This window comes from Kocuria dechangensis, assembly GCF_014636775.1.
Lineage (GTDB): Bacteria > Actinomycetota > Actinomycetes > Actinomycetales > Micrococcaceae > Kocuria > Kocuria dechangensis.
Map to the genome: position 1 here is coordinate 12,754 of NZ_BMEQ01000001.1, position 21,035 is coordinate 33,788.

14 protein-coding genes and 1 tRNA gene are annotated in these 21,035 nt (G+C 69.4%); 12 read left to right on the plus strand and 3 right to left on the minus strand.

What is annotated here, in order from left to right; genetic code table 11:
• Positions 1 to 277: 277 nt before the first annotated feature.
• Entirely contained in the window at positions 278 to 478 is a 201-nt protein-coding gene (locus tag IEW07_RS00065; RefSeq protein ID WP_188533801.1) for a hypothetical protein, read from the plus strand.
• A 100-nt stretch (positions 479 to 578) separates the two neighbouring features.
• Here the strand turns inward: IEW07_RS00065 and otsB are convergent, their stop codons facing one another.
• The gene (otsB, locus tag IEW07_RS00070) at positions 579 to 1,388 is read right to left on the minus strand and encodes a trehalose-phosphatase (RefSeq protein ID WP_188533802.1); all 810 of its coding nucleotides are present in this window, start codon (positions 1,386 to 1,388) and stop codon (positions 579 to 581) included.
• A complete protein-coding gene (locus tag IEW07_RS00075; protein ID WP_188533803.1) occupies positions 1,385 to 2,869 on the minus strand; it encodes an alpha,alpha-trehalose-phosphate synthase (UDP-forming) in 1,485 nt (494 codons plus the stop codon). Before IEW07_RS00075 ends, otsB begins: the two co-directional genes overlap by 4 nt.
• Positions 2,870 to 3,011: 142 nt before the next feature.
• Between IEW07_RS00075 and IEW07_RS00080 the strand changes: the two genes are divergently transcribed.
• The 11 genes from IEW07_RS00080 to IEW07_RS00130 all read left to right on the plus strand — a co-directional run bounded on the left by IEW07_RS00080 (position 3,012) and on the right by IEW07_RS00130 (position 20,319).
• Positions 3,012 to 3,896, plus strand: a complete 885-nt coding sequence (locus IEW07_RS00080; RefSeq protein WP_188533804.1) for a DsbA family protein — start codon at positions 3,012 to 3,014, stop codon at positions 3,894 to 3,896.
• Between the two features lie 188 nt (positions 3,897 to 4,084).
• Positions 4,085 to 4,161 (plus strand) — tRNA-Thr (locus tag IEW07_RS00085).
• A 225-nt stretch (positions 4,162 to 4,386) separates the two neighbouring features.
• The gene (locus IEW07_RS00090; protein WP_188533805.1) at positions 4,387 to 5,109 is read left to right on the plus strand and encodes a winged helix-turn-helix domain-containing protein; all 723 of its coding nucleotides are present in this window, start codon (positions 4,387 to 4,389) and stop codon (positions 5,107 to 5,109) included.
• Positions 5,106 to 6,236, plus strand: a complete 1,131-nt coding sequence (locus IEW07_RS00095) for a sensor histidine kinase (protein WP_229741450.1) — start codon at positions 5,106 to 5,108, stop codon at positions 6,234 to 6,236. Before IEW07_RS00090 ends, IEW07_RS00095 begins: the two co-directional genes overlap by 4 nt.
• 1,504 nt (positions 6,237 to 7,740) lie before the next feature.
• Positions 7,741 to 11,919: a Pls/PosA family non-ribosomal peptide synthetase gene (locus tag IEW07_RS00100; protein ID WP_188533806.1), complete on the plus strand. Its 4,179-nt coding sequence runs from the start codon at positions 7,741 to 7,743 to the stop codon at positions 11,917 to 11,919.
• 6 nt (positions 11,920 to 11,925) lie between these two features.
• Positions 11,926 to 13,065, plus strand: coding sequence for a diaminopropionate ammonia-lyase (locus tag IEW07_RS00105; RefSeq protein WP_188533807.1), 1,140 nt, complete (start codon positions 11,926 to 11,928; stop codon positions 13,063 to 13,065).
• 68 nt (positions 13,066 to 13,133) lie between these two features.
• On the plus strand, positions 13,134 to 14,345 hold the full coding sequence (locus IEW07_RS00110; RefSeq protein WP_188533808.1) for a heparan-alpha-glucosaminide N-acetyltransferase domain-containing protein: 1,212 nt from the start codon (positions 13,134 to 13,136) through the stop codon (positions 14,343 to 14,345).
• A gap of 491 nt (positions 14,346 to 14,836) precedes the next feature.
• On the plus strand, positions 14,837 to 15,586 hold the full coding sequence (locus IEW07_RS00115) for a hypothetical protein (RefSeq protein ID WP_188533809.1): 750 nt from the start codon (positions 14,837 to 14,839) through the stop codon (positions 15,584 to 15,586).
• A gap of 322 nt (positions 15,587 to 15,908) precedes the next feature.
• On the plus strand, positions 15,909 to 16,934 hold the full coding sequence (locus IEW07_RS00120) for a glycoside hydrolase family 26 protein (RefSeq protein ID WP_229741451.1): 1,026 nt from the start codon (positions 15,909 to 15,911) through the stop codon (positions 16,932 to 16,934).
• Between the two features lie 179 nt (positions 16,935 to 17,113).
• Complete coding sequence (locus IEW07_RS00125) at positions 17,114 to 17,779, plus strand: hypothetical protein (RefSeq protein ID WP_188533810.1); 666 nt, start codon at positions 17,114 to 17,116, stop codon at positions 17,777 to 17,779.
• A gap of 20 nt (positions 17,780 to 17,799) precedes the next feature.
• The gene (locus IEW07_RS00130; RefSeq protein ID WP_188533811.1) at positions 17,800 to 20,319 is read left to right on the plus strand and encodes a hypothetical protein; all 2,520 of its coding nucleotides are present in this window, start codon (positions 17,800 to 17,802) and stop codon (positions 20,317 to 20,319) included.
• An 85-nt stretch (positions 20,320 to 20,404) separates the two neighbouring features.
• On the opposite strand, the gene IEW07_RS00135 is transcribed toward IEW07_RS00130, so the two are convergent.
• The gene (locus IEW07_RS00135; RefSeq protein ID WP_188533812.1) at positions 20,405 to 21,007 is read right to left on the minus strand and encodes a TIGR03085 family metal-binding protein; all 603 of its coding nucleotides are present in this window, start codon (positions 21,005 to 21,007) and stop codon (positions 20,405 to 20,407) included.
• Positions 21,008 to 21,035: the final 28 nt, after the last annotated feature.

Below are 21,035 nucleotides of genomic sequence, written 5' to 3' on the forward strand. Positions count from 1 at the left end.
GGCGCGCCGTGGGACGGGCCGGGAACGGCGGTCCGCGCGGGGCGGAACTATGCGTTCGTAAGGAAGACGGTATGCAATCCGTGTTGCACGGAGGGGCGTGCCGGTTACGCCGGTGTAAAAGGTGCCGCGGGGGAGGCGCGGCCCCGATCGGCGCCGCGACGGGCGTGCGACGTGCGGCGGGGTGGGCCCGCGGCGGGAAAAGAGATAAGCTCACTGATCATGTCGGGGCGATCACCTCGCGCCGCCGGCAGCCGACCCCTCCGGAAAGGACCCCGCCATGCACGATCCCCAGGCTCTCGCCGAGACCGAGACCCACCTCATCCACGTGCTCGAGCACTCGGACCCGCCGCGCGACGCCAGCCGTTTCAACGTGACCGCCGCCGCGCTGGAGCTGCACGACCGGACCGGCGGCTGGACCGTCCGCGACGCCGACACGCGCACCGTCGAGGACGTCCTCGCCCGGCACGCGAAGGACTGATCCCTCCCGGTGCGGCGGCCGGGTGCGACGGCGCCCTCCCCACCAGGGGGAGGGCGCCGCCGTACCCGCGGGACGCGGGGTGCCGGTGGGTGCTCGCCGCTCAGCCGGACGCGGCCCGGCGCTGCTCGGCCAGCCGGGCCAGGGCCCCGGCCAGCTCGTCCGGGGAGCCCACCCGGTGCCCGGCGACGCTCTCCCCGGCGCCGACCTTGATCCCGACGTCGCCGGGGCCCAGCTCGCGCATCGCGTTCTCGTCGGTGACGTCGTCCCCGGCGAACAGCGTGACGTCGGCCCCGGTGGCCTGCATGAACGCGGTGATGCCCTCGCCCTTCGTGGCCGAGTGCACGGAGGACTCGACCACGTGCTGGCCCGGGGTGACCTTCAGGCCCTCGAGCCGCCCGAACGTCTCGGCCATCTCGCGCTCGGCCTGATCGCACAGCGACTGGTCCGCCATCGTGCGGGTGTGGAACGCCGCGCCCGTGGGCTTCAGCTCCAGCCGGGAGCCCGGGTAGCGCGCCACCTGCTCCTCGACCAGGGCCGTGGCCCGCTCCAGCAGCTCCTGCTGTGCGGGGGAGAGCCGCAGCTCCATGTCCCCTGCGGCCGAGCCCAGCGCGTCCAGGTGCATCTCTGCGCCGTGCGAGCCGGACAGCAGCATCCGGCCCGCCGGGTCCACCACGGAGCGCAGGAACGCCATGGGCCGGCCCGAGATGACGGCCACGAACGTGCGGGGCAGCCGCAGCAGGGCCTCCAGCGCGGCCTGGGCCTGCTCCGTCGCGCGGCTGTCGGCCGGGTCGTCGGTGAACGGGGCGAGGGTGCCGTCGAAGTCGAGGGCGACCAGCAGGGTCCCGGCCCGTGCCGCCCGGTCGAGGGCGTCCGCGAGACCGGGCCGGGCGTCGTCATGCGCCCCCGTCACCGCCGGGCCTCCGCCGCCGTGGCGCGCGTGCGCGCGAGGTCGCGCAGGAACGCCTCCGACCAGTCCTGGACGTCGTGGCCGAGGACCTGGCGGCGCATGGCGCGCATCCGCTTCTTCGCCTCCGCCGCCGGCATGTCCTTGGCCCGCACCATGGCGTCCTTGAGGCCGTCGATGTCGTGCGGGTTGACCAGGATCGCCTGCTTGAGCTGCTCGGCCGCGCCCGTGAACTCGGACAGCAGCAGCGTGCCGGAGCCGTCCGTCTTCGCCGCGACGTACTCCTTGGCCACCAGGTTCATCCCGTCCCGCAGGGACGTCACGAGCATGACGTCCGTGGCTAGGTACAGCGCCACCATCTCCTCGAACGGGTAGCCGTGGTGCAGGTAGCGGACCGCCGTGTGGGAGATCGTGTCGAACTGGCCGTTGATGTGGCCCACGAGGCCCTCGACCTGCTCCCGCAGCTGGACGTAGGACTCCACGCGCTCCCGGGACGGGTTGGCCACCTGGACCAGCACGGACGGGCCCACCGTGAGCTTGCCGTCCTCGAGCAGCTCGCCGTAGGCCTTGATCCGGTGCACGATGCCCTTGGTGTAGTCGAGGCGGTCCACGCCGAGGTAGACGGTCTCCGGGTCGCCGAGCTCGTGGCGGATCTCGCGGGCCCGCTGCTTGATCTCGGGGCGGCCGGCCAGTTCCTGGATCGCCTGCGCGTCGATCGAGATGGGGTAGGCGTGGGCGCGGACCGTCCAGTGCGCGTCACCGTTGCCGAACCGCGCCTCGCCCTGCCGGAAGGGGACGTCCAGGAACCGGCGCACGCAGCGCTGGAAGTTCTGGGCGTCCCCGGGGCGCTGGAAGCCGATGAGGTCGGCCCCGGACAGGCCCTCGAGGACCGCCCGCCGCCACGGCAGCTGGCCGAAGATCTCCAGCGGCGGGAACGGGATGTGGTTGAAGAACCCGATGGTGAGGTCCGGGCGCAGGTCCCGCAGCATGCGGGGCACGAGCTGGAGCTGGTAGTCCTGCACCCACACGGTCGCGTCCGGGGCGGCGACCTCGGCCGTCATCTCGGCGAAGCGCCGGTTGACCCGCCGGTAGACGTTCCACCAGGCACGGTGGAACTCCGGCGGCGCGATGACGTCGTGGTAGAGCGGCCACAGGGTCGCGTTGGAGAAGCCCTCGTAGTAGGCCTCCACCTCCTCGGCTGACAGGGGCACGGGGGCGAGGTGGAAGACGTCGTGGTCGAAGCGCTCCAGCGTCTCGTCCGCCGCGCCGTGCCAGCCCACCCACGCGCCGTCGTTGCTGGCCATGACGGGGGAGAGGGCGGCGACGAGGCCGCCGGGCGAACGGCGCCAGGTGGCCTCGCCGTTCTCGACGACGCGCTCGACGGGCAGCCGGTTGGAGACGACCACGAAGTCGTAGCCCTCCTGCTGCCGCTGGGCGGGATCGGTGCTCTGCTCTGCGCTCACGGGTGGTTCCTTCCGTTCGGTCATCGTCGTCCTGGGCCCATTCTATTCGTCAGTACGCTCACGGTTCCGGCTGTGGGCCGGCCGAGTCGGTGGGGCGGGAGCCGGTCCGATAATCTGGGCTCCGACACCGCCCGCATCCGCCCCCGAGGATCTCCGAAGAGGACCCATGGCATCCAGCAGCAGCTCGACCCCCGACCCCCGGAACCGCGACGCCGCCCGCGAACGGGCGCGCCAGATCGCGGACCAGCACGAGCGCAAGGACAAGCGCTCCCGGCGCCTGCTCCAGTTCGGCATCATCGCCCTGGTCCTGGTGATCCTGGCGGTGATCGGCGTGGTCATCGCCCAGAACCGTGCGCAGCAGATCCCCGAGGCCGGTCCCGTCCCGGCCAGCTCCAACCAGTGGGGCGGCACCGTGCTCACGGCCGACGGCGTCGTGAAGGACCGGTCGGAGGTCGCCGAGCGCGACCTCGCGGAGGTGCCCGAGGCGCCGGCGACCCCGGACGAGAGCGCCGTCCCGCCGGGCATCGTGGACCCCGCCGACGCGGAGGAGTCGGACGAGCCCGTGCAGGTCGTCATCTTCCAGGACTTCGAGTGCGTGCACTGCGCCGACTTCGAGACGGAGAACGGCGAGGCCCTCGAGGAAGCGGTGACCGCCGGGGACATCACCCTGGAGTACCGCAACCTCAACTTCCTGGACCGCGCGACCCCCACCCAGTACTCCTCGCGGGCCGCGGCCGCCGCCTACGAGGTCGCCAACCAGGTCTCCACCGAGCAGTACCTCGCCTACGTCGAGGAGATCTTCTCGCACCAGGGCACCGGCGGACTGGACAACGAGCAGATCGCGGACATCGCGGCCAAGCACGGCGCCGACCGCGCGAGCGTGCTGACCGCCCTCGAGGAGAACGCCCACCGGCCCCTCGTCAGCGTGGTCTCCCAGGAGTCCCTGGCCAACGGCGTCGCCGGCACCCCGACCGTCTTCGTGGACGGCGAGAAGCTCGGCAACGAGCCGTTCCAGGACGTCCTCGCCGACGCGATCGAGGCCAACGAGTAAGCAGGTCCCGTCCCGGACGACGCACGACGGCGCCGCGTCCCCCTCCAGGGGGCACGGCGCCGTCGAGCTGCACGGGCCGCGCGGCGCGTCCGCGGGGAGCAGGGATTTCAGCAACCCTCGGGGGTCCGATATTCTGGACAACCGTCCGTCCGGGCGTTCCCTCCCCGAGGGGCATCCGTCGGCCGCCCGCCTCCTTAGCTCAGCTGGCCAGAGCACCTGTCTTGTAAACAGGGGGTCACCGGTTCGAATCCGGTAGGGGGCTCCACAGGAACCGCAGGCCGGACCCCGCATCCGGGGTCCGGCCTGCGGTTCTGTCGTCCGGCTGCTTCCCCCGGCGTGCTACCGGGCTCCGCCCATGACCGGTCTCCGTCATGTCCGTCATTTCCGGCCCCACGGGGCGCACGCCCGGCACCGGCACGGGCGACGGAGTACGGTGCGGGGCAACAGCAAGGGTGTCGGGGAGGGACCCTCGACGGCCGAAGGAGGCTCCATGTCGGAATTCCTCGCCGGAAAGGTCCTGGTGGTCGACGACGAGAAGGATCTGGCGCGTCTGATCGAAGGGTATCTGTGCAAGGCGGGGCTCGAGGTCGTGGTGCGCCACACCGGCCCCGACGCGGTGGCGGCGGCGCGGGAGGTCGCCCCGGACGTGCTGGTGCTCGATCTGGGACTGCCGGGACTGGACGGGATCGAGGTGTGCCGCCAGGTGCGGACGTTCTCGGACTGCCACGTGCTGATGCTGACCGCCCGTGACGACGAGGTGGACAAGATCGTCGGTCTCTCGGTGGGCGCCGACGACTACGTGACCAAGCCGTTCAGCCCCCGTGAGCTCGTGGCCCGGGTCCAGGCCATGCTGCGCCGGGTCCGCCGTGAGGCCACCATCCCGTCCGCGATGCCGGCGCCCGCGGAGCAGACGCACGTCGTCGGTGACCTGACGGTCGACGAGTCCTCCCGCCAGGTCCGGCTGGCCGGGGATCCCGTGGTGCTCACCCGCACCGAGTTCGACCTGCTGGCCGCCCTGGCGGCGCACCCGCAGCTCGTGCTCAGCCGTGGGCAGCTGGTGGAGATGGTCTGGGACGCACGCTGGAGCGGGGACGAGCACCTGGTGGACGTGCACATCGGGCGGATCCGCAAGAAGCTCCGCGACGAGGCGGCGAGCCCCCGGTTCATCCACACCGTCCGCGGGATCGGGTACCGGATGGGGTCCGGGCGATGAGCCTCCACCTGCGCGAGCGCATGCGGTCCTGGAACACGCTGGCGGTCCGGCTGATGCTCGCCCAGACCGCCGTGCTGCTGATCGGGCTGGTGGCCGTGAGCGCCATCGCCGCACTCGTGGGGCCGAACCTGTTCCACCGGGAGCTCGTGGACGCCGGCCACGCCGAGGAGGCCTACGGGCTGGGGCACCTGGAGAACGCCGTCCGCCAGGTGATCCTCGGCGCCCTGGCCGTGGGCGGGCTCCCCGCCCTCTACCTCGCAGGGGTGCTCAGCTTCTTCCTCCACCGCACGATCAGCCGCTCTCTGGCCTCCTTCACGAGCGCCGCTCGTGCCGTGGCAGCCGGCGACTACAGCGTCCATGTCGCGTCGCCGGGGCTGGGCCCCGAGTTCGACTCCCTGGCGGCGTCGTTCAACGACATGGCCCGCAAGCTCGACGCCGTCGAGACCACCCGCCGGCAGATGCTGGCGGACCTGGCCCACGAGATGCGCACCCCCCTGGCAAGCCTGCAGGGACACCTGGAGGGGATCGAGGACGGAGTGGTCGCTCTCGACGAGCGGACGACTTCGATCCTGCAGGCCCAGATCACCCGGCTGGAGCGGCTGACCCGTGACATCCGGCAGCTGACCCGCGCCGAGGAGGGTCTCACCGGTCTCCAGACGGCGGCCGTCGACCTGGCGCAGCTGGCCCAGCAGGCGGTGGCGGCCATCGAGCCCGTCGCGGCCCAGCAGAACGTCACCGTCACGGCAACCGGCGTGCGGACGGCACCGGTGATGCTGGACGGCGAGCGGATGGGGCAGGTGCTGGGCAACCTGCTCGAGAACTCCCTGCGCCACACCCCGCCCGGCGGCACCGTCACCGTGCACACCGATCTCGGTGCCCGGTGGGCGACCGTCACCGTGACCGACACCGGCGAGGGCATCGCCGAGGAGGCCCTGCCGCACGTCTTCGAGCGCTTCTACCGCGCCGGGTCGGGGCGGGAGCACGACCGCGGCGGCTCCGGGCTGGGCCTGGCCATCAGCAGAGCCCTCGTCGAAGCTCAGGGCGGAACCCTGGATGCCACCAGCCCCGGGCACGGGCGAGGGGCCACCTTCCGCGTCCGCCTGCCCCGCAGCGCCCCTGCCACCTGATCGGCTCGGGACCCGACGGCGGAACGCGCAGCGGGACCGCAACGGCCACGGGGCGCGCCCACTCCCAGGCGAAGCGTCGGCGCAGGCACGGCAGGTATCCCGGTGCTCCGGTCGCGGCCGGCCACGACACGTCCTGCCGTCTCGGGAGCGGTGGGGGAGGGAGAGGTCCGGGAGGTGCCGCCGGCAGCGGCCGCCGGGTGTCCTCCGGTGTGGGACCGGCCACCCGCTCGGGCTGGCTCATGCGTCGCGCTCGCCGCCAGAGCATCGTCATCAGGGCCGCCACAGTGAGGTGGACCGTGGCCCACAGGTAGGGCTGACCGTGGCGGTTCTCGGCGTCGAGGGACGGCAGGAGGAGCGCGGAGACCAGCCCGATCAGCGCCAGGCCACCGGCCGCGTCGATGTCCACCAGGTGCTTCCTGTCCTGGCGCGCACCGCGTGTGTCGCCGGCCAGGACGGATGCCTCCATGCTCGATCCCTCACTCATGATCTCCCTCTCGGGTCCGCTGCTGCCGGGGTCCGTGCTGGTTCGATGCTCTCCGACGGAGGTCAAGGCCCTGTCGCAGGATCCTCAAGATTCCGTGAAGACCTCTGGGCGGCAAGCCGGAAGACAGGATTGCGGAGAGAAAGCACACAGAAGGACCCCGCTCCGTCATCCCACAGGGCACGTCAAGCCCTCCCCCGTACCGGAAGCCTTTCCCTTGGGGGCAAAGGTTTCACGCAGCGGGGCCGGACAAGACTCCACCGTTGAGGGGTCCCCTACGCCCGCTCTGTAGCCTTCCGGCAACGGTCGCCGGAGGCTTTCCGAGAGGGCTCTCCGGGCGGGAGAACTGCCTGGCACAACCCCTTCCCCAGGGAATTACGATCGGGTGGTTCATTGATCCCTGCTTTCCGCACTGCGACATGGAAAATCGTCTGTGAATTACGGAAATCCGGTCCCGCCAAGGTTTTCTCTTGCTGAGCTGTTCATACTTCAGAAAGCGGGCGCTCCAAAAGATCTGCCGTATCTTCGCATTCTTGCATCCCTGCTGAAATGCAGGGGCGGCCGTCGCTCGCGACATGACCCGATACGGGGCGCGGCCGTTCGCATAGGCTCCGGGCCGGGAACATCGCGGCGGGGAAATCCGTGCTCTGCGTTCCTTTGGCACCACGGGCAGGCATCGTGGCTGGTCGTGGGCGCCATGGGAGTTGGGTCCGGGGCCCCCGGGGACTCAAGGTGTTCCCCTTGGCGCGGTGAGGCGATCGTTATATGAACTACACGGTATCAAAATAGATATCTGAAATATTTCCACACGCATTTTTGCTAGTGCTCATTCCCTTGACCATCTCCCCGCGCGGGGCAATTCTACAAGAAGCGGCCCGGTTGGCTCCGGCGCGTTCGCCCGATGTTTGTGGCCTGAAGGGGCTGGCCACGGGGCTCATAGTGCACGTCTGCGGGACGACCATGCGCCGAGGGCGTATTCAATGGCGGCTCCCGTCGGCCGTGCCTTGAAAAGGGGAATGGGAAATGGTCGAGATCTCTCGGGTGATCCATGGCAATGTGCGGAATCGCAGAGTGCATGTGCCGTCTCCCGCCCGCGACGGACGGGAGACCTCGGAGCCCGGCGACGTCCTGAAACGCAGTGCCGGCTCATCCGCAGTGCTCATCCGGGAAGGTGTGGACAACACCGTTCGCTGGCGTCCGGGTGAACGACTCGAGCACTACTTCGAACAGCGCTGCGACGAGGTGCCCCCTGCCCATCCCGCCGTGATCACCGAGAGCGGGACCCTGACGTTCCGGCAACTCGACGAGCGGGCGAATCGGACGGCAAGGTACTTCCGGGCTCAGGGTCTCAAGACCGGCGACAGGGTCGGAGTGCTGTTCGACAAGTCGACCCACGGCTATGTGGCGCTGCTGGCCATCATGAAGATCGGCGCCGCCTACGTCCCCCTGGACCCGAGCTTTCCTGCAGACCGGATCGCTTACATCATCGAGGATGCAGGGATAGAGACGATCATCTCCGTTTCGGCCTATGATGCCAAGCTCGCGCAGTTCCAGGTCCTGCGCATCTACCAGGACGTCATCGCAGATCAGCTCGAGGCACACCCCTCTCACCGTCTCGAGGAGCATGAGAGGCCCACCGCCGGGGAAAACCAGCTGTTCTACATCATCTACACGTCGGGCACGACCGGAAAACCCAAGGGCGTGGCCATCGAGCATGCGGGAATCTGCAATTTCGTCAAGGTCGCCGGCGAACTCTACGGCTACCGGCAGGACGACCGCTGCTATCAGGGCATGACTCTTGCATTCGACTTCCACGTCGAAGATCTGTGGACTCCGTTGATCGCCGGCGCGACCCTGGTCGCCGGCAAGTCCGGCGGGAGCCTTTTCGGCGCCGACCTGCACGCCTTCCTGAGCCAGCAGCGCGTCACGGTGCTGCCCTGCGTGCCGACCCTGTGGGCGACGATCGAGGACGACCTGCCGGACGTCCGGATCATCCAGTTGTCCGGTGAAGCCGTTCCGCACAACCTCGTTGTCCGGTGGCACCGACCAGGACGAAGCATTTTGAACGCTTATGGCCCCACGGAATGCTCGGTGAGTTCGACCCTGCGGGTGCTCGAGCCCGACAGCCCCGTCACCATCGGGGTCCCACTGCCCACCTACACGGCCGTGATCCTCGACGAGGATCGCCCCGCTGAGGCGTCACCCGGCGAGATCGGTGAGATCGGCATCGCAGGCCCCTGCCTGGCGGTCGGCTACCTCAACAGGGACGAGCTCACGGAACAGAAGTTCATTCCGGACTTTCTCGATCTGCCCAACAACCCCTCGCACCGCATCTACCGCACCGGTGACTACGGCCGCATCGGGGCGAACGGTGAGCTCGAGTTCCACGGTCGTATCGACACCCAGGTCAAGCTCCGCGGATACCGCATCGAGCTGGGCGAGATCGAGGCGGTGCTCGCGCAGCATCCTTCGGTGGGGCAGGCCGTGGTCAACCCGTACGAGACGGAGCCCGGCACGACGGAGCTCGTCGCCTACTACACCCGGAAGCAGGGTGCGCCCGAACCCGCGCTGTCCGAGGTCGCCGAGAACCTGCGCCGTCAGCTGCCTCCGTACATGGTGCCGGGATACCTGGAGGAGCTGCCGGTCATCCCCATGACGAGCAACCTCAAGGCGGACCGCAGGGCGCTGCCCGCGCCGAAAGGTCCTCGCCTGGCCGTCTCCACCGGCACATACACGCCGCCGCGGACGGAGACCGAGAAGATCCTGGCCGACGCGCTCATGGAGGTCATGAATCTCGACCGTGTCTCCGTCACAGACGACTTCTTCAAGGATCTGGGGGCCCACTCGCTGCTGATGGCAAGGTTCGGGGCCGAGATACGCAAGCGGATGAACCTCGCCTCCGTGTCGATGCGCGAGATCTACCTCCACCCGAATCTCGAAGACCTCGCGTCGCGACTCGAGCTGATGGTGCGGGAAGCACCATCCGCCCCGGACGGACGGTCGAACCAGGAGGATTTCTACCGGCCGTCGAGCTTCGACTACCGTCTGTGCGGAACGCTTCAGGTGTTCACCTACGTCGGGTGGTCGCTCGTCAGTCTCTGGCTCTTCGTGACGGGAATCGTCTGGGCGTACGAGGCGCTACCGAACCTGGCGGAGACCTATCTGCGTCTGATCGTCTACTCAATGGCGATCTTCGTCCTCTACAGCATCATCCCGATCGTGCTCAAGTGGCTGCTGATAGGCCGTTGGCAGGCGGAGGTCATCCCGATCTGGAGCATGAGATATTTCCGCTTCTGGTTCGTCAAGACGTCCACGCGCATTGCTCCCATGGCGCTGGTCGGGGGCCCGATCCGCAATCTGTACCTGCGGCTCCTCGGAGCCAAGATCGGCGCCAACACGGTGATCCAGTGCCGGATGATCCCCGTGACCACGGATCTCCTGGCGATCGGGTCGCACACCATCATCGAGAAGGACACGGTCGTCCAGGGATACAAAGCCCGGTCCAACCGTATCTACATCGGATCCATCGACATCGGCTCGAACGCCTTCGTCGGTGAGGCGGGGGTGGTCGACATCAACACCGTCATGGAGGACCGCACGCAGCTGGCCTTCGCCTCGTCCTTGCACGAGGGGCAGAGGATTCCTGAGGGCAAGCACTTCCACGGCAGCCCCGCCGTCGAGACGACTGTCGACTACTGCGCGATCGATGCCAGGCGATGCGGCGCGCTGCGTCGCTGGACCTACGCGCTGGGTTTCCTGATCTTCGGCTTCGCCCTCGCAGCGGTGCCGATGGTCCTCATCCTCCACGGAGCTCCTGAGCTGTGGAGCAGGATCGTCCAGTGGGAGAACGAACTGCTCGCCCACGACGTGCATCTCCTGACCCACGTGATCTCGGCCACCGTCCTGTCGCTGATCCTGTTCGCGGGTCTTACCGTGCTCAGGCTCCTCATCATCGGAATCGTCCCTCGGATCCTCAACCTGTTCCTGCGCGAGGAGCGCACCTATGTGCTCTACGGCTTCCACTACTTCATCCAGCAGATGATCAGCCGCACCAGCAACTCCGTCTTCAACAACCGTCTGTTCGGGGACAGCTCGGCCATCGTGTACTACCTGCGGTGGGTGGGCTACCGGCTCAACAAGGTCATCCAGACTGGGTCCAACTTCGGAATCACCCAGAAGCACGAGAACCCTTTCATGGTCGATGTCGGCTCCGGCACGATGGTCTCCGGGGGCATCAAGTTCGTCAACGAGACGATGTCCAGCGACGCCTTCAAACTCGGAACCGTGAAAGTGGGGGAGCGGAACTATCTGGGCAACTACCTGCACCTTCCGAGCAACTCGGTGGTCGGCGAGAACGTCCTCATAGGCACCAAAGCACTCACCCCCATCTACGGGCCCGTGCGCACGGACACCGGACTCCTCGGCTCTCCCGCGTTCGAGATCCCCCGTGCCACCGCGAGAGACCTTCGGATGTCCCAGATCGACGAGCCCACCCGGCAGCGCCTGCTGCATGCCAAGAACCGGTACAACTTCGGCAGCGCAGTGCTGTACCTGCTCAATGCCTGGGTCGCCTCCCTGATCCTGACCACGGGGGTGATCTCGGCCATCGCGGCTTATCCGATTGCAGGGATCCTCGGTGTTTATGCCGTCAGCGGGCTGCTGGTGCTCTGCACCGTGCTGTGGATGTGGGTCGTCGAACGGGGCGTGCTCAGGTTCGGACAGCTGGAACCCAAGATCGTCCCGCTTCTCGATCCCTACTTCTGGTTCCACGAGCGGGTCTGGAAGCTCACCACACTGTGGTTCATCGCTCCGCTGTTCGCCGGCACACCGATCAAGAACATGTTCTCCCGCATGGAAGGAGTCCACCTGGGGAAGATGGTGTTCGACGACGGCGCCTACTTCGACGAATACACCCTGATCACCATCGGTGACCACACCAATCTCAACTCGCACATCGTCATCCAACCCCACTCTCTCGAAGAGGGAGTCTTCAAGTCGGGGCGGGTGAACATGGGCATGGGCTGCACCCTCGACTGCGCCGCCAACCTGCACTACGACGTGTCGATGGGAGACTTCGTCGTCGTCGGGCAGAACTCGTTCGTGATGAAGGGCGAGGCGATCGAGAGCGGAGCCACGTGGATCGGCAACCCCGCGCAAGCCGTGGGCAGCGCCGGCTCAGCCCTCCCCACCGTGAGGGGCTGACCGGCCGTGCGCATCCTTCTCAACCAGCCCGTGCAGGCCCAGGAATACCTCGACGCCGACCACCCCATCGACTTTCACCGTCGGCTACCGGGGTACGCCGTCACTCGCCTCGTCGAGGCACCGGGTCTGGCCTCCCTCCTCGGCGTCGGAAGCGTCGTCGTGAAAGACGAGACGTCACGGTTCGGACTCCCCGCGTTCAAGGTGCTGGGTGCGTCCTGGGCCACCTACGCGGCCCTCCGCCGCGAACTGGGCCCGATCCAGGACGGTGACCTCACCCCGGCCATGCTGAGGGCCTGGGCCTCGCCAGCGTGCCCGCTGACTCTCGTGGCGGCCACTGATGGCAACCATGGCAGGGCCGTCGCCCGTGTCGCCCGCTGGTTCGGCCTCGGGGCACGCATCTATGTGCCAGATTTTGTGTCGCCCGGACGCTGCCGGGCCATCCAGGAGGAGGGCGCAGAACTGGTGGTGGTCGACGGGAACTACGACGCCGCAGTGGACGCAGCGGGGGAAGCTGCCGATCAGGACGGTCGGCTCCTCGTCAGTGATACGGCACGCTCGATCTCTGACACTCTCCCTCAACTGGTGACGGCCGGGTACACGACTCCGTTCCTCGAGGTCGAGACCCAGCTGTCGGCCATGGGCCAGGAGAACATTGACGCCATTGGCATTCAGGCGGGCGTCGGCGGTCTGGCATCGGCGGCCACTGTCTGGGCGCGACAGATCTGCTCGTCGAGATCGACACGTGTCGTTGTCGCCGAGCCGGAAAATGCTGCATGCGTTCTCGCCGCTCTGGCTGCGGGAGAACCAGAATCCGTCAGCGCGAACAGGTCGACAGCCATGGCAGTCCTGCAGTGCGGGACGGTGTCCCTGACGGCCTTGCCGCAACTGATCGCCGGCGTCAGCTGTTGTGTCGCCATCGAGGACGGATGGAGCCTGGCCGCGGTGGCCGAGATGGGCTCCTGCGGGGTGGAGACCGGTCCCAGCGGCGCAGCCGGTCTTGCCGGGCTGCTGGCGGGCTTGAAAGGACCGTTCGCCGAGCCGGTCAGGCAGCACCTCGGCCTCGGACCTGATTCGCGGCTTCTGGTCGTCGCCACCGAGTCCCCGGCGGCGGCAAGTGTTGATCCGGATGGTGAAGCCCACCCGTGACCGGGCTCAGGCGCAACAACGAGCGCCGTAGGGGTGCGGCGGGAGCGCCGGCATCCTCCAGCGCAGAAGTGGCTGTTCCTTCCGTTGATCCGTTGCAAGCGAAGGCTCGTGTGGTCGGGGTGGACGCCGTTCGGGGCATCGCGCTGATCGGGATCATGGCTGTCCACGTCCTTCCCGCCACAGTCCACGGCGCACCGTCACTGACCTGGCTGGTTCTCGCCGGTCGAGCAGCAGCACTATTCGCGCTGCTGGCCGGCATCTCCATCGCGTTCCTGTCCGGGGCGGAGCGCCGGCTGACGGGCAGGAATCTGCTGGCGGCCCGTGCAGCGCTGATCGTCCGTGCGCTGCTCATCGTCGTCTTCGGTCTTCTCCTGGGATACATGGAATCCTCCAACCTCGTCATCCTCACCTACTACGGAATAATGTTCTTCCTTGCAGTACCCCTGATCGGTCTCCGAACGCGTTGGCTGCTCGTCACGGCCCTCGTCAGCACGATCGTTTGCCCGGTTCTCATGCAGGTCGTGCGCTATCGGGACGATCTGCAGCAGGTGCAGGTGCCCGACTACACCTTCGGCGGCGTCCTGGCCCATCCCGGACGATTCATCGAGGACATGCTGTTGACAGGTGGTTATCCTGCGCTTCCCTGGATGGCCTACATCTGCGTCGGGATGGCCGTCGGTCGCCTGCCGCGACTGATGTCCCGAAGAGCTGCGCTCATGCTGCTGCTCGGGGGTGGAGTTCTGGCGGTGACGGGGTGGGCGATCTCAGCGGTGCTCCTGGGCCCCGGGGGCGGCTTCGACCAGCTCGTCCGGTCGACTCCCGGGTCGAACGAACGGGAGGTTGCGGACATTCTCGTCTTCGGACCCGATCCTGCTCTTCCCACCACGACCTGGTGGTGGCTGGCCATACTCGCGCCCTATTCGACGACTCCGCTGCACATCCTTCACACACTGGGGACAGCACTCGCGATCGTGGGCAGCGGGCTGCTCGCGGCGAAGTATGCAAGACCGCTCCTGCTGCCTCTCTCCCTCATGGGCACCATGACCTTGACCCTCTACTCCGCGCACATCGTCATAGAGGCCGTGGACCTTCTGGACGGGTACCGTTCTGTGGTCTCCCTCGCCATCCAGGTGGGACTGTTCATCGGTTTCGCCGTGCTGTGGAGACGGTCCGTGGGCAAAGGTCCTCTGGAGGGACTGGTCGCGTTCGTGACCGGCTGGGTGCGGAAGCGCCTCGCACCTTCTGCGTCCACACGAGTGCCGGCGGAGAGATGGATCTGAGAAGAGACCCGTGTCCAGCCATTGGCTGGGCTTCTGGAAGGTCGGCGGCGCGCGGGAACGAGCGAACGTTCTCGGCCTCTCCTGGTGTCGACCACCCTCTGCAGACGTCACACGACCGGTGCGAGAGTTAACATCGGTTCTCATGTGCACTCGTCGATGGACGAGGCTCCGTGGTGGTGCCGCAGGGGGCGCTCTGGTTACTGACTGTTCGGTAATGCCGCGATTTTCGCGGCATGGCAGGGTTCTGAGGTTCCCTGAGCAGCGGGGGAGGGGCCCTAGAGCCGGCGAGGGCCTCGATGGTGTTCGCGAACGCGGAGGCGCGGCGTGATGCAACTGTGACTCATGGTCCTCCGTTCGCAGTCTTGAACCGCGCGAACGGGCACTTCTACGGTGAAGGCACCTCTCACAGGTCGACCTGCTCGCAGGTCGTGCAGAATCCCATCACTCCGCATGGTCCTTTTATAGCCATGCCCTGTCTCACAGGAGCCATCGTGAACTCTCTGCGCAAAACCCTCGCCAGCACCGCCATCGCGGGCGTCCTCCTAGGGGGCTCGCTCGCCACTCCCGCGCTCGCAGGTGGCAACGGTGACGACCACGACCACGGTCGTGATAATAACCATAGCAAATCCCACCGCCACGACGACAAGCGGCACTACAAGTGGGTCAAGCATGACGAGGACGGCCACGAGCTCTGGTACTGCGAGGACCACGACAAGTGGCATGACCACGACGACTGGCACAAGCACCACGGTGGCGATGACGAGCACAAGGACCGCTACAAGGACGAGGACGACAAGAAGGACAAGAAGCACAAGAAAGCGCACCACAAGCACGACCACGACAAGGCCTGGGACAAGGACGACGACGACAACGGCAAGGACGACGACAAGGACGACGACGACAACGGCAAGGACGAGCACGACAAGAAGAAGGACGAGCACAAGAAGTACGTGTGGGTCTGGCACGACAAGGACAAGGACGGCGACGAGGACTGCGACGAGGAGGACAAGGGCAGCCGCTGGGACGACAAGCACGAGGACGGCGACAAGGACAACAACGGCAAGGACGACGAGGAGGAGGAGCACGAGAAGAACGCCTGGGCCTGGCACGACAAGGACAAGGACGGCGACGAGGACTGCGACGAGGAGGACAAGGGCACCAAGTGGGACGACAAGGACGAGGACAAGGACGACGACGAGGACGAGGACGAGAAGGACAAGAAGTACTACGCCAAGAACTGAGGTCCTCCGCGCCGGCCTGACCGGCTGCGGGCCTCGGATCGGCAGCGCCCCGTCCCTCGCCGGACGGGGCGCTGCCCCGTGCAGAAGGGGCGGTCCGTGGCGACTCGGGGAGGGCCGGCCCGGGGTGTTCGGCCGGCGCCTGCGTCCCGTTCCATGACGCGCGCCACAGGCGCGCCACCTCGCTGTATGACGACGGGTGCCCCGCCTCCTCCCCGGGGCGGTCTTCCCGGTGCTAGCTTGAGCCGGCGATCCCGGGTCCCCGAGCCCGGCCCCCCACTCCCGCCCGCCGGTCGCAGCGGGCCCCGGCTGCAGGAGCGCCCCCGTGTCCCGATCCCCTCGTCTCGTGCTGTCCGCGGCGGTCGTCGCCACGACCCTGCTGCTGGGCGCCGTCCCCCCGGCCCACGCGGTGGCTCCCACCGCGGGCCTGCCGTCGGCCGCCGGGCAGAAGAAGAAGCCCGTCACGACCACCGCGCCGCAGGTGAGGTCCTGCCCCCTGCGCTTCGGCGTGGGCACCGCGGGAGGCCCGATGGCCTCGGCCGAGCTGGCGGCGGTCGGGTCCCTGGCGGGGGAGGCGCCCTCGATCGTGCTGTCCTACAAGGACTTCCAGCAGGCCCCGCCGATCGCCGAGCTCGACGCGGTGCGCTCCCGCGGGGCCACCACCCTGCTGACGTGGGAGCCGTGGACATGGGGCGGGGGCACCGAGCAGCCCGCCTACTCCCTGGACCGGATCACGGCCGGCGACCACGACGAGCACCTGCGGCGCTGGGGCCGTGACCTGGCCGCGTGGGGCCATCCCGTCATGCTGCGCTTCGGCCACGAGATGAACGGCAACTGGTACCCGTGGGCGGAGGGGCTCAACGGCAACGAGGCCGGTGACTACGCGGCGGCGTGGCGCCACGTCCACGACGTGCTCGTCGCCGAGGGGGCCGGCAACGTCACCTGGGTCTGGAACCCCAATGTCCCCTACTGGGGCTCCACCCCGCTCGACGGCCTCTATCCCGGCGCCGACTACGTCGACGCGGTCGCCCTGGACGGCTACAACTGGGGCGCCTCCCAGTCCTGGAGCACCTGGACCGCGCCGGAGCAGCTGCTCGGCGAGGGCCTGACCGAGCTGCGCCGGATCGCCCCCGGCAAGCCGGTCCTCGTGGCGGAGACGGCGTCCGCCGAGGCCGGCGGCTCCAAGGCGGAGTGGAACCGCCGGCTCGTGGCGTACCTGGCGGCCCAGCCCGACGTCACGGCCCTCGTGTGGTTCCACCTGAACAAGGAGGTCGACTGGCGGATCAACAGCAGCGCGACCTCCGCAGACGCCCTCAAGCAGGGGCTGTCCCTGCGGCCCTGCCCGTCCTGACGGGCTCCTGCCCCGGGCGACGACCAGGAGGCCGCACGGCGTCCCGCGCCACACGCCGTCACTGTGATCACAATCGCAAAGACCGCGTGTAGGTTGATCCCAACGATCGGCGCGGCTCCGCGGTCCACGGGGCGCCGGGCCGATCGGGTCCGCCCCCGGGACCCCCACGAGGAGCCTCCATGACCGACCCGTTCCGCGCCCCGCCCGCCCGCCGCCTGGCCCCCCTGGGTGCGGCGCTGCTGGCGCTCCTCCTGGCCGGCTGTGCGGGGGAGCCCGCACCCTCCGCCGCCACGACATCCGCGGCCACGTCCGCGACGACGTCGACCGCCACGTCCACTGCCCCGGCGAGCGAGGCCCCCTCGAGCGAGCCGGCCCCCGGTCCGGTCGCCACGTCGACGCCGGCACCGTCGGGCAACGACGTGGCGCCCTACGACGACACCGCGACCCGCGACGCGGCCGCCCGCTTCGGCGCGACCCAGCCCCTCGGGAACGGGCTGGAGGCCGTCGTCGAGGGACCCCGCCCTGCCACGGCGGGGGAGCGCGCGGTCCGCGCCGCCCCCGGAACCCCGGTGCAGGTCTTCACCGTCACGCTGACGAACACGGGCTCCGCGCCGGTCGACGCGGTGCCCTGGTCCTTCCCCGTGGCCGTGCACGTGGACGGCGGCGACCCCGCCCTGCCCGCCTTCGACGAGTCGCTGGGCGTGCGGATGGAGACCTTCCCGACCATCGCCCCCGGCGGGTCGGCCTCCCTCGACGTCGCGTTCAGCGCACCGGCCGGCGCCGACCTGGCCGTTCGCGTCTTCGACAACAGCACCCCCAACCACTTCGTCGAGTTCACGGCCTGAACCGCCAGCAAGGGACCACCATGAAGATCTCAGCACTGCGCCTCCCCGCCGCGCTCGCGGCCTGCCTCGCCGTCGTGCTCACCGGGTCCCCCGGCGCCGTCGCGGCACCGACCGACCTCACCTCCCCCACGGGGACCGCCCCGGCGGCGTCCACGACGACGCAGGGCCCTGCCGCGCTCTCACCGCAGGACGACGAGCTGACCGCGGCGGAGGGCCAGGAGGCCTTGGTCGTGGACGTCCTCGCCAACGACGGGCTCGGCGACCCCGCCGCGGCGCGTCTGCTGCTCGTGGACCCCGCGACCGACGAGCCGCGGGAGCAGCTCGCCACCGACGTCGGGAGCCTGCGCGTGGTGGGCCCCGGCACCGACCCGGCCGCCCTGCCGGAGGGCTGGGAGCTGCCCGAGCACCCCGTCCTCGCCCTCGACCTCTCCGGAACGGAGGGCCCCGCCGAGATCGACTCCGCTGACATCGACTCCGCCGAGATCGCCTACGTCGTGGCCGACCCCTCCGGGGCCGAGGCCAGGGCCGTGCTCACCGTGACGCGCACGCCGGAGGGGGACTCCGGCGCGACCGCCGACGCGACCATCGACGACAGCGCGGACGCCGCGCGGACGGCGCCGTCGGCCCCGGCCGCGACGCCGACGGCCAGGCCGACGACCGCGGAGCCCACCGCGGCAGCCACTGCCGATCCGACCGCGGAGCCCACCGCGGCAGCCACTGCCGATCCGACCGCGGAGCCCACCGCGGCAGCCACTGCCGATCCGACCCCGGAGCCCACCGCGGCAGCCACCGCTGATCCCACCGCCGATCCCACTGCCACGCCCGGTGCGGAGCCCACGGCGGCACCGTCCGCCCGGCCGGCCGAGGACGTGTCCGGCCGCGCCGCCGCTGCCGACGTGGCGATTCCTGCCGACGTCCGCGCCGCCCTCGACGCCGCCGCCGCCCGGGACGACCGGACGGGCGCCGCCACCGCGGACCCGCGCCCCTGGAACGGGGGATGGGAGTGGCCGCACGAGAACGGTGTGGTGCTCTGGTCCCAGGCCCACGGCGCCCACTACCTGCACCTCCGGGGCGCGATCGGTCGGGAGTGGACCGCGGACGGCGGCCTCGCAGCTTTCGGCTGGCCCGTCACGGACGAGATCTGCGGGATGGCCGGCGGCGGCTGCCGGCAGGGCTTCGCCCGGACCCGCACCGTCTACTGGAGCCCGGCCACCGGCGCCCACACCGTCAACACCTCCAGCCCGGTCGGGCGCAAGTGGGCCGGGGCCCTGTACGAGCGCGGTTCCCACGGCTACCCGGTCACCGACGAGATCTGCGGGATGGCCGGCGGCGGCTGCCGGCAGGGCTTCGCGACCGGGCGGACCATCTACTGGAGCTCCGCCACGGACGCGCACACGGTGCGCATCGCCGGGCCGATCGGGGCGAAGTGGGCCGGGGCCCTGTACGAGCGCGGTTCCCACGGCTACCCGGTCACCGACGAGATCTGCGGGATGGCCGGCGGCGGGTGCCGGCAGGGCTTCGCCCGGACCCGCACGATCTACTGGAGCTCCGGCACCGGCGCCCACACCGTCAACATCTCCAGCCCGGTCGGGCGCAAGTGGGCCGGGGCACAGTACGAGCGGGGTTCCCACGGCTACCCGGTCACCGACGAGATCTGCGGGATGGCCGGCGGCGGCTGCCGGCAGGGCTTCGCCCGGACCCGCACGATCTACTGGAGCTCCGCCACCGGCGCGCGCACCGTCAACACCGCTGGGGCGATCGGCCGCACGTGGGCGTCCGCGAGCTACGAGCGCGGCGCCTACGGCTACCCCACCACGGACGAGGTCGGCGAGGGCACCCCCACGGCGCACCAGAAGTTCCGCAACGGCCTGATGGCGTGGACCGCCTCCGGGGGCGTCAAGAGCTACCTGTTCCGGGGCGAGTGCCAGAACCTCAACAACGGCCGCTCGGTCCAGCCCACCCACAACGCCGCCCGGGTGTCCCTGACGATCGCCGAGGGCTACGGGCAGTCCGCCTCCACCTTCATCAACTGCGTGCGGATCGGCGGCAGCTACGTGGAGGAGTGGCGCACGTCGTCGCGCGTGGGCGCGAGCGGGTTCAAGAAGCCGGGGGTGCCCTCGGGGCACACCCAGTACCTCTACTCGCCCCAGGGCTCCTACTCGGTGACGGAGTCCTTCGGCGTGTACAACCCGGGCACGGCGCTGTCCTACCGCCAGCTCAACCCGAGCTCCCGCTGGGGCGGGCGGCTGGGCACGCTCTACAACAAGTACTTCGAGTCCACCGGGTACACCTGGCCGGACGAGAACATGTGGTACTTCGCGCAGTCCGGCGACTACCGCCTGGGCGTGGTGATCAACTACAACCGTCCGCCGGACTCGTCCATCGTGCAGGGCAACGGCTTCGCGATCTTCCTGCACGCCAACAAGGTGCCCACGGCGGGCTGCATCTCGCTGCACGAGCACGAGGTGGCCCGCTACATGCGCACCGCGCGACCCGGCGACCGGATCATCATGGGGGTGCGGGCGGACCTGTTCCGCTGACCGGACCCGGACGGTCCCGGATGGTCCCGGGAAGGCGAGGAGGGGAGCACGCCGAGCGTGCTCCCCTCCGTCGTGGGGCCCGGGACTACTCGACCGTCTCCTCGACCTCGGCCGGCTCGCGGCGGCCGTAGGCCCACAGCAGCAGCTCGCTGGGCGTCCCGCGCAGCACGCGCACGGTCCCGGACTTCCCGCGGCCCCCGCGCACCGCGCCGTGGCCCGGGGCGATGAGGACCAGGGAGTCGTCCTCGTCCTTGAGCAGGACCTTGGCCATCAGGGTCAGGCTGCTCCAGAGGTCCTTCTCCTCGTCGTGCAGCAGCGGGCGCCGGTGCCACGCGGGCTGGGCGCGGCGCACGTCCTCGTGGTGGACGAAGAACTCCGCGGTGTTCATCCGCTTGTCCACCGGGCCCAGGCGGGCGGGGGAGTACAGCGGCGGCCGCTCGACCTTCTTCACCAGCTCCTCCCACGGGAGCCCGGCGAGGGTCTGCTCGGAGCGGCGGGCACGTTCGCCCAGCACGGGCAGCTGCGGCAGGGCCTTCCCGGCCAGGACGTCGGGGCGGCCGTCGCGCAGCACGAGGTGCACGGCCAGCTCGCGGGCGGTCCAGCCCTCGCACAGCGTGGGGGCCTCGGGGCCCACTCGGCGGAAGAGCGCGGCCAGGTGCCGGCGCTCGACATTGGCGAAATTGGTCACGGGGTTCCTCCTCGGTGGCGCCACCGGC

Coding starts and splice junctions, on each gene's coding strand:
- IEW07_RS00080 (WP_188533804.1), top strand. CDS start 3,012: ATGGCATCCAGCAGCAGCTCGACCCCCGACCCCCGGAACCGCGACGCC.
- IEW07_RS00125 (WP_188533810.1), top strand. CDS start 17,114: ATGACCGACCCGTTCCGCGCCCCGCCCGCCCGCCGCCTGGCCCCCCTG.
- IEW07_RS00100 (WP_188533806.1), top strand. CDS start 7,741: ATGGTCGAGATCTCTCGGGTGATCCATGGCAATGTGCGGAATCGCAGA.
- IEW07_RS00095 (WP_229741450.1), top strand. CDS start 5,106: ATGAGCCTCCACCTGCGCGAGCGCATGCGGTCCTGGAACACGCTGGCG.
- IEW07_RS00065 (WP_188533801.1), top strand. CDS start 278: ATGCACGATCCCCAGGCTCTCGCCGAGACCGAGACCCACCTCATCCAC.
- IEW07_RS00090 (WP_188533805.1), top strand. CDS start 4,387: ATGTCGGAATTCCTCGCCGGAAAGGTCCTGGTGGTCGACGACGAGAAG.
- IEW07_RS00075 (WP_188533803.1), bottom strand. CDS start 2,869: ATGACCGAACGGAAGGAACCACCCGTGAGCGCAGAGCAGAGCACCGAT.
- IEW07_RS00130 (WP_188533811.1), top strand. CDS start 17,800: ATGAAGATCTCAGCACTGCGCCTCCCCGCCGCGCTCGCGGCCTGCCTC.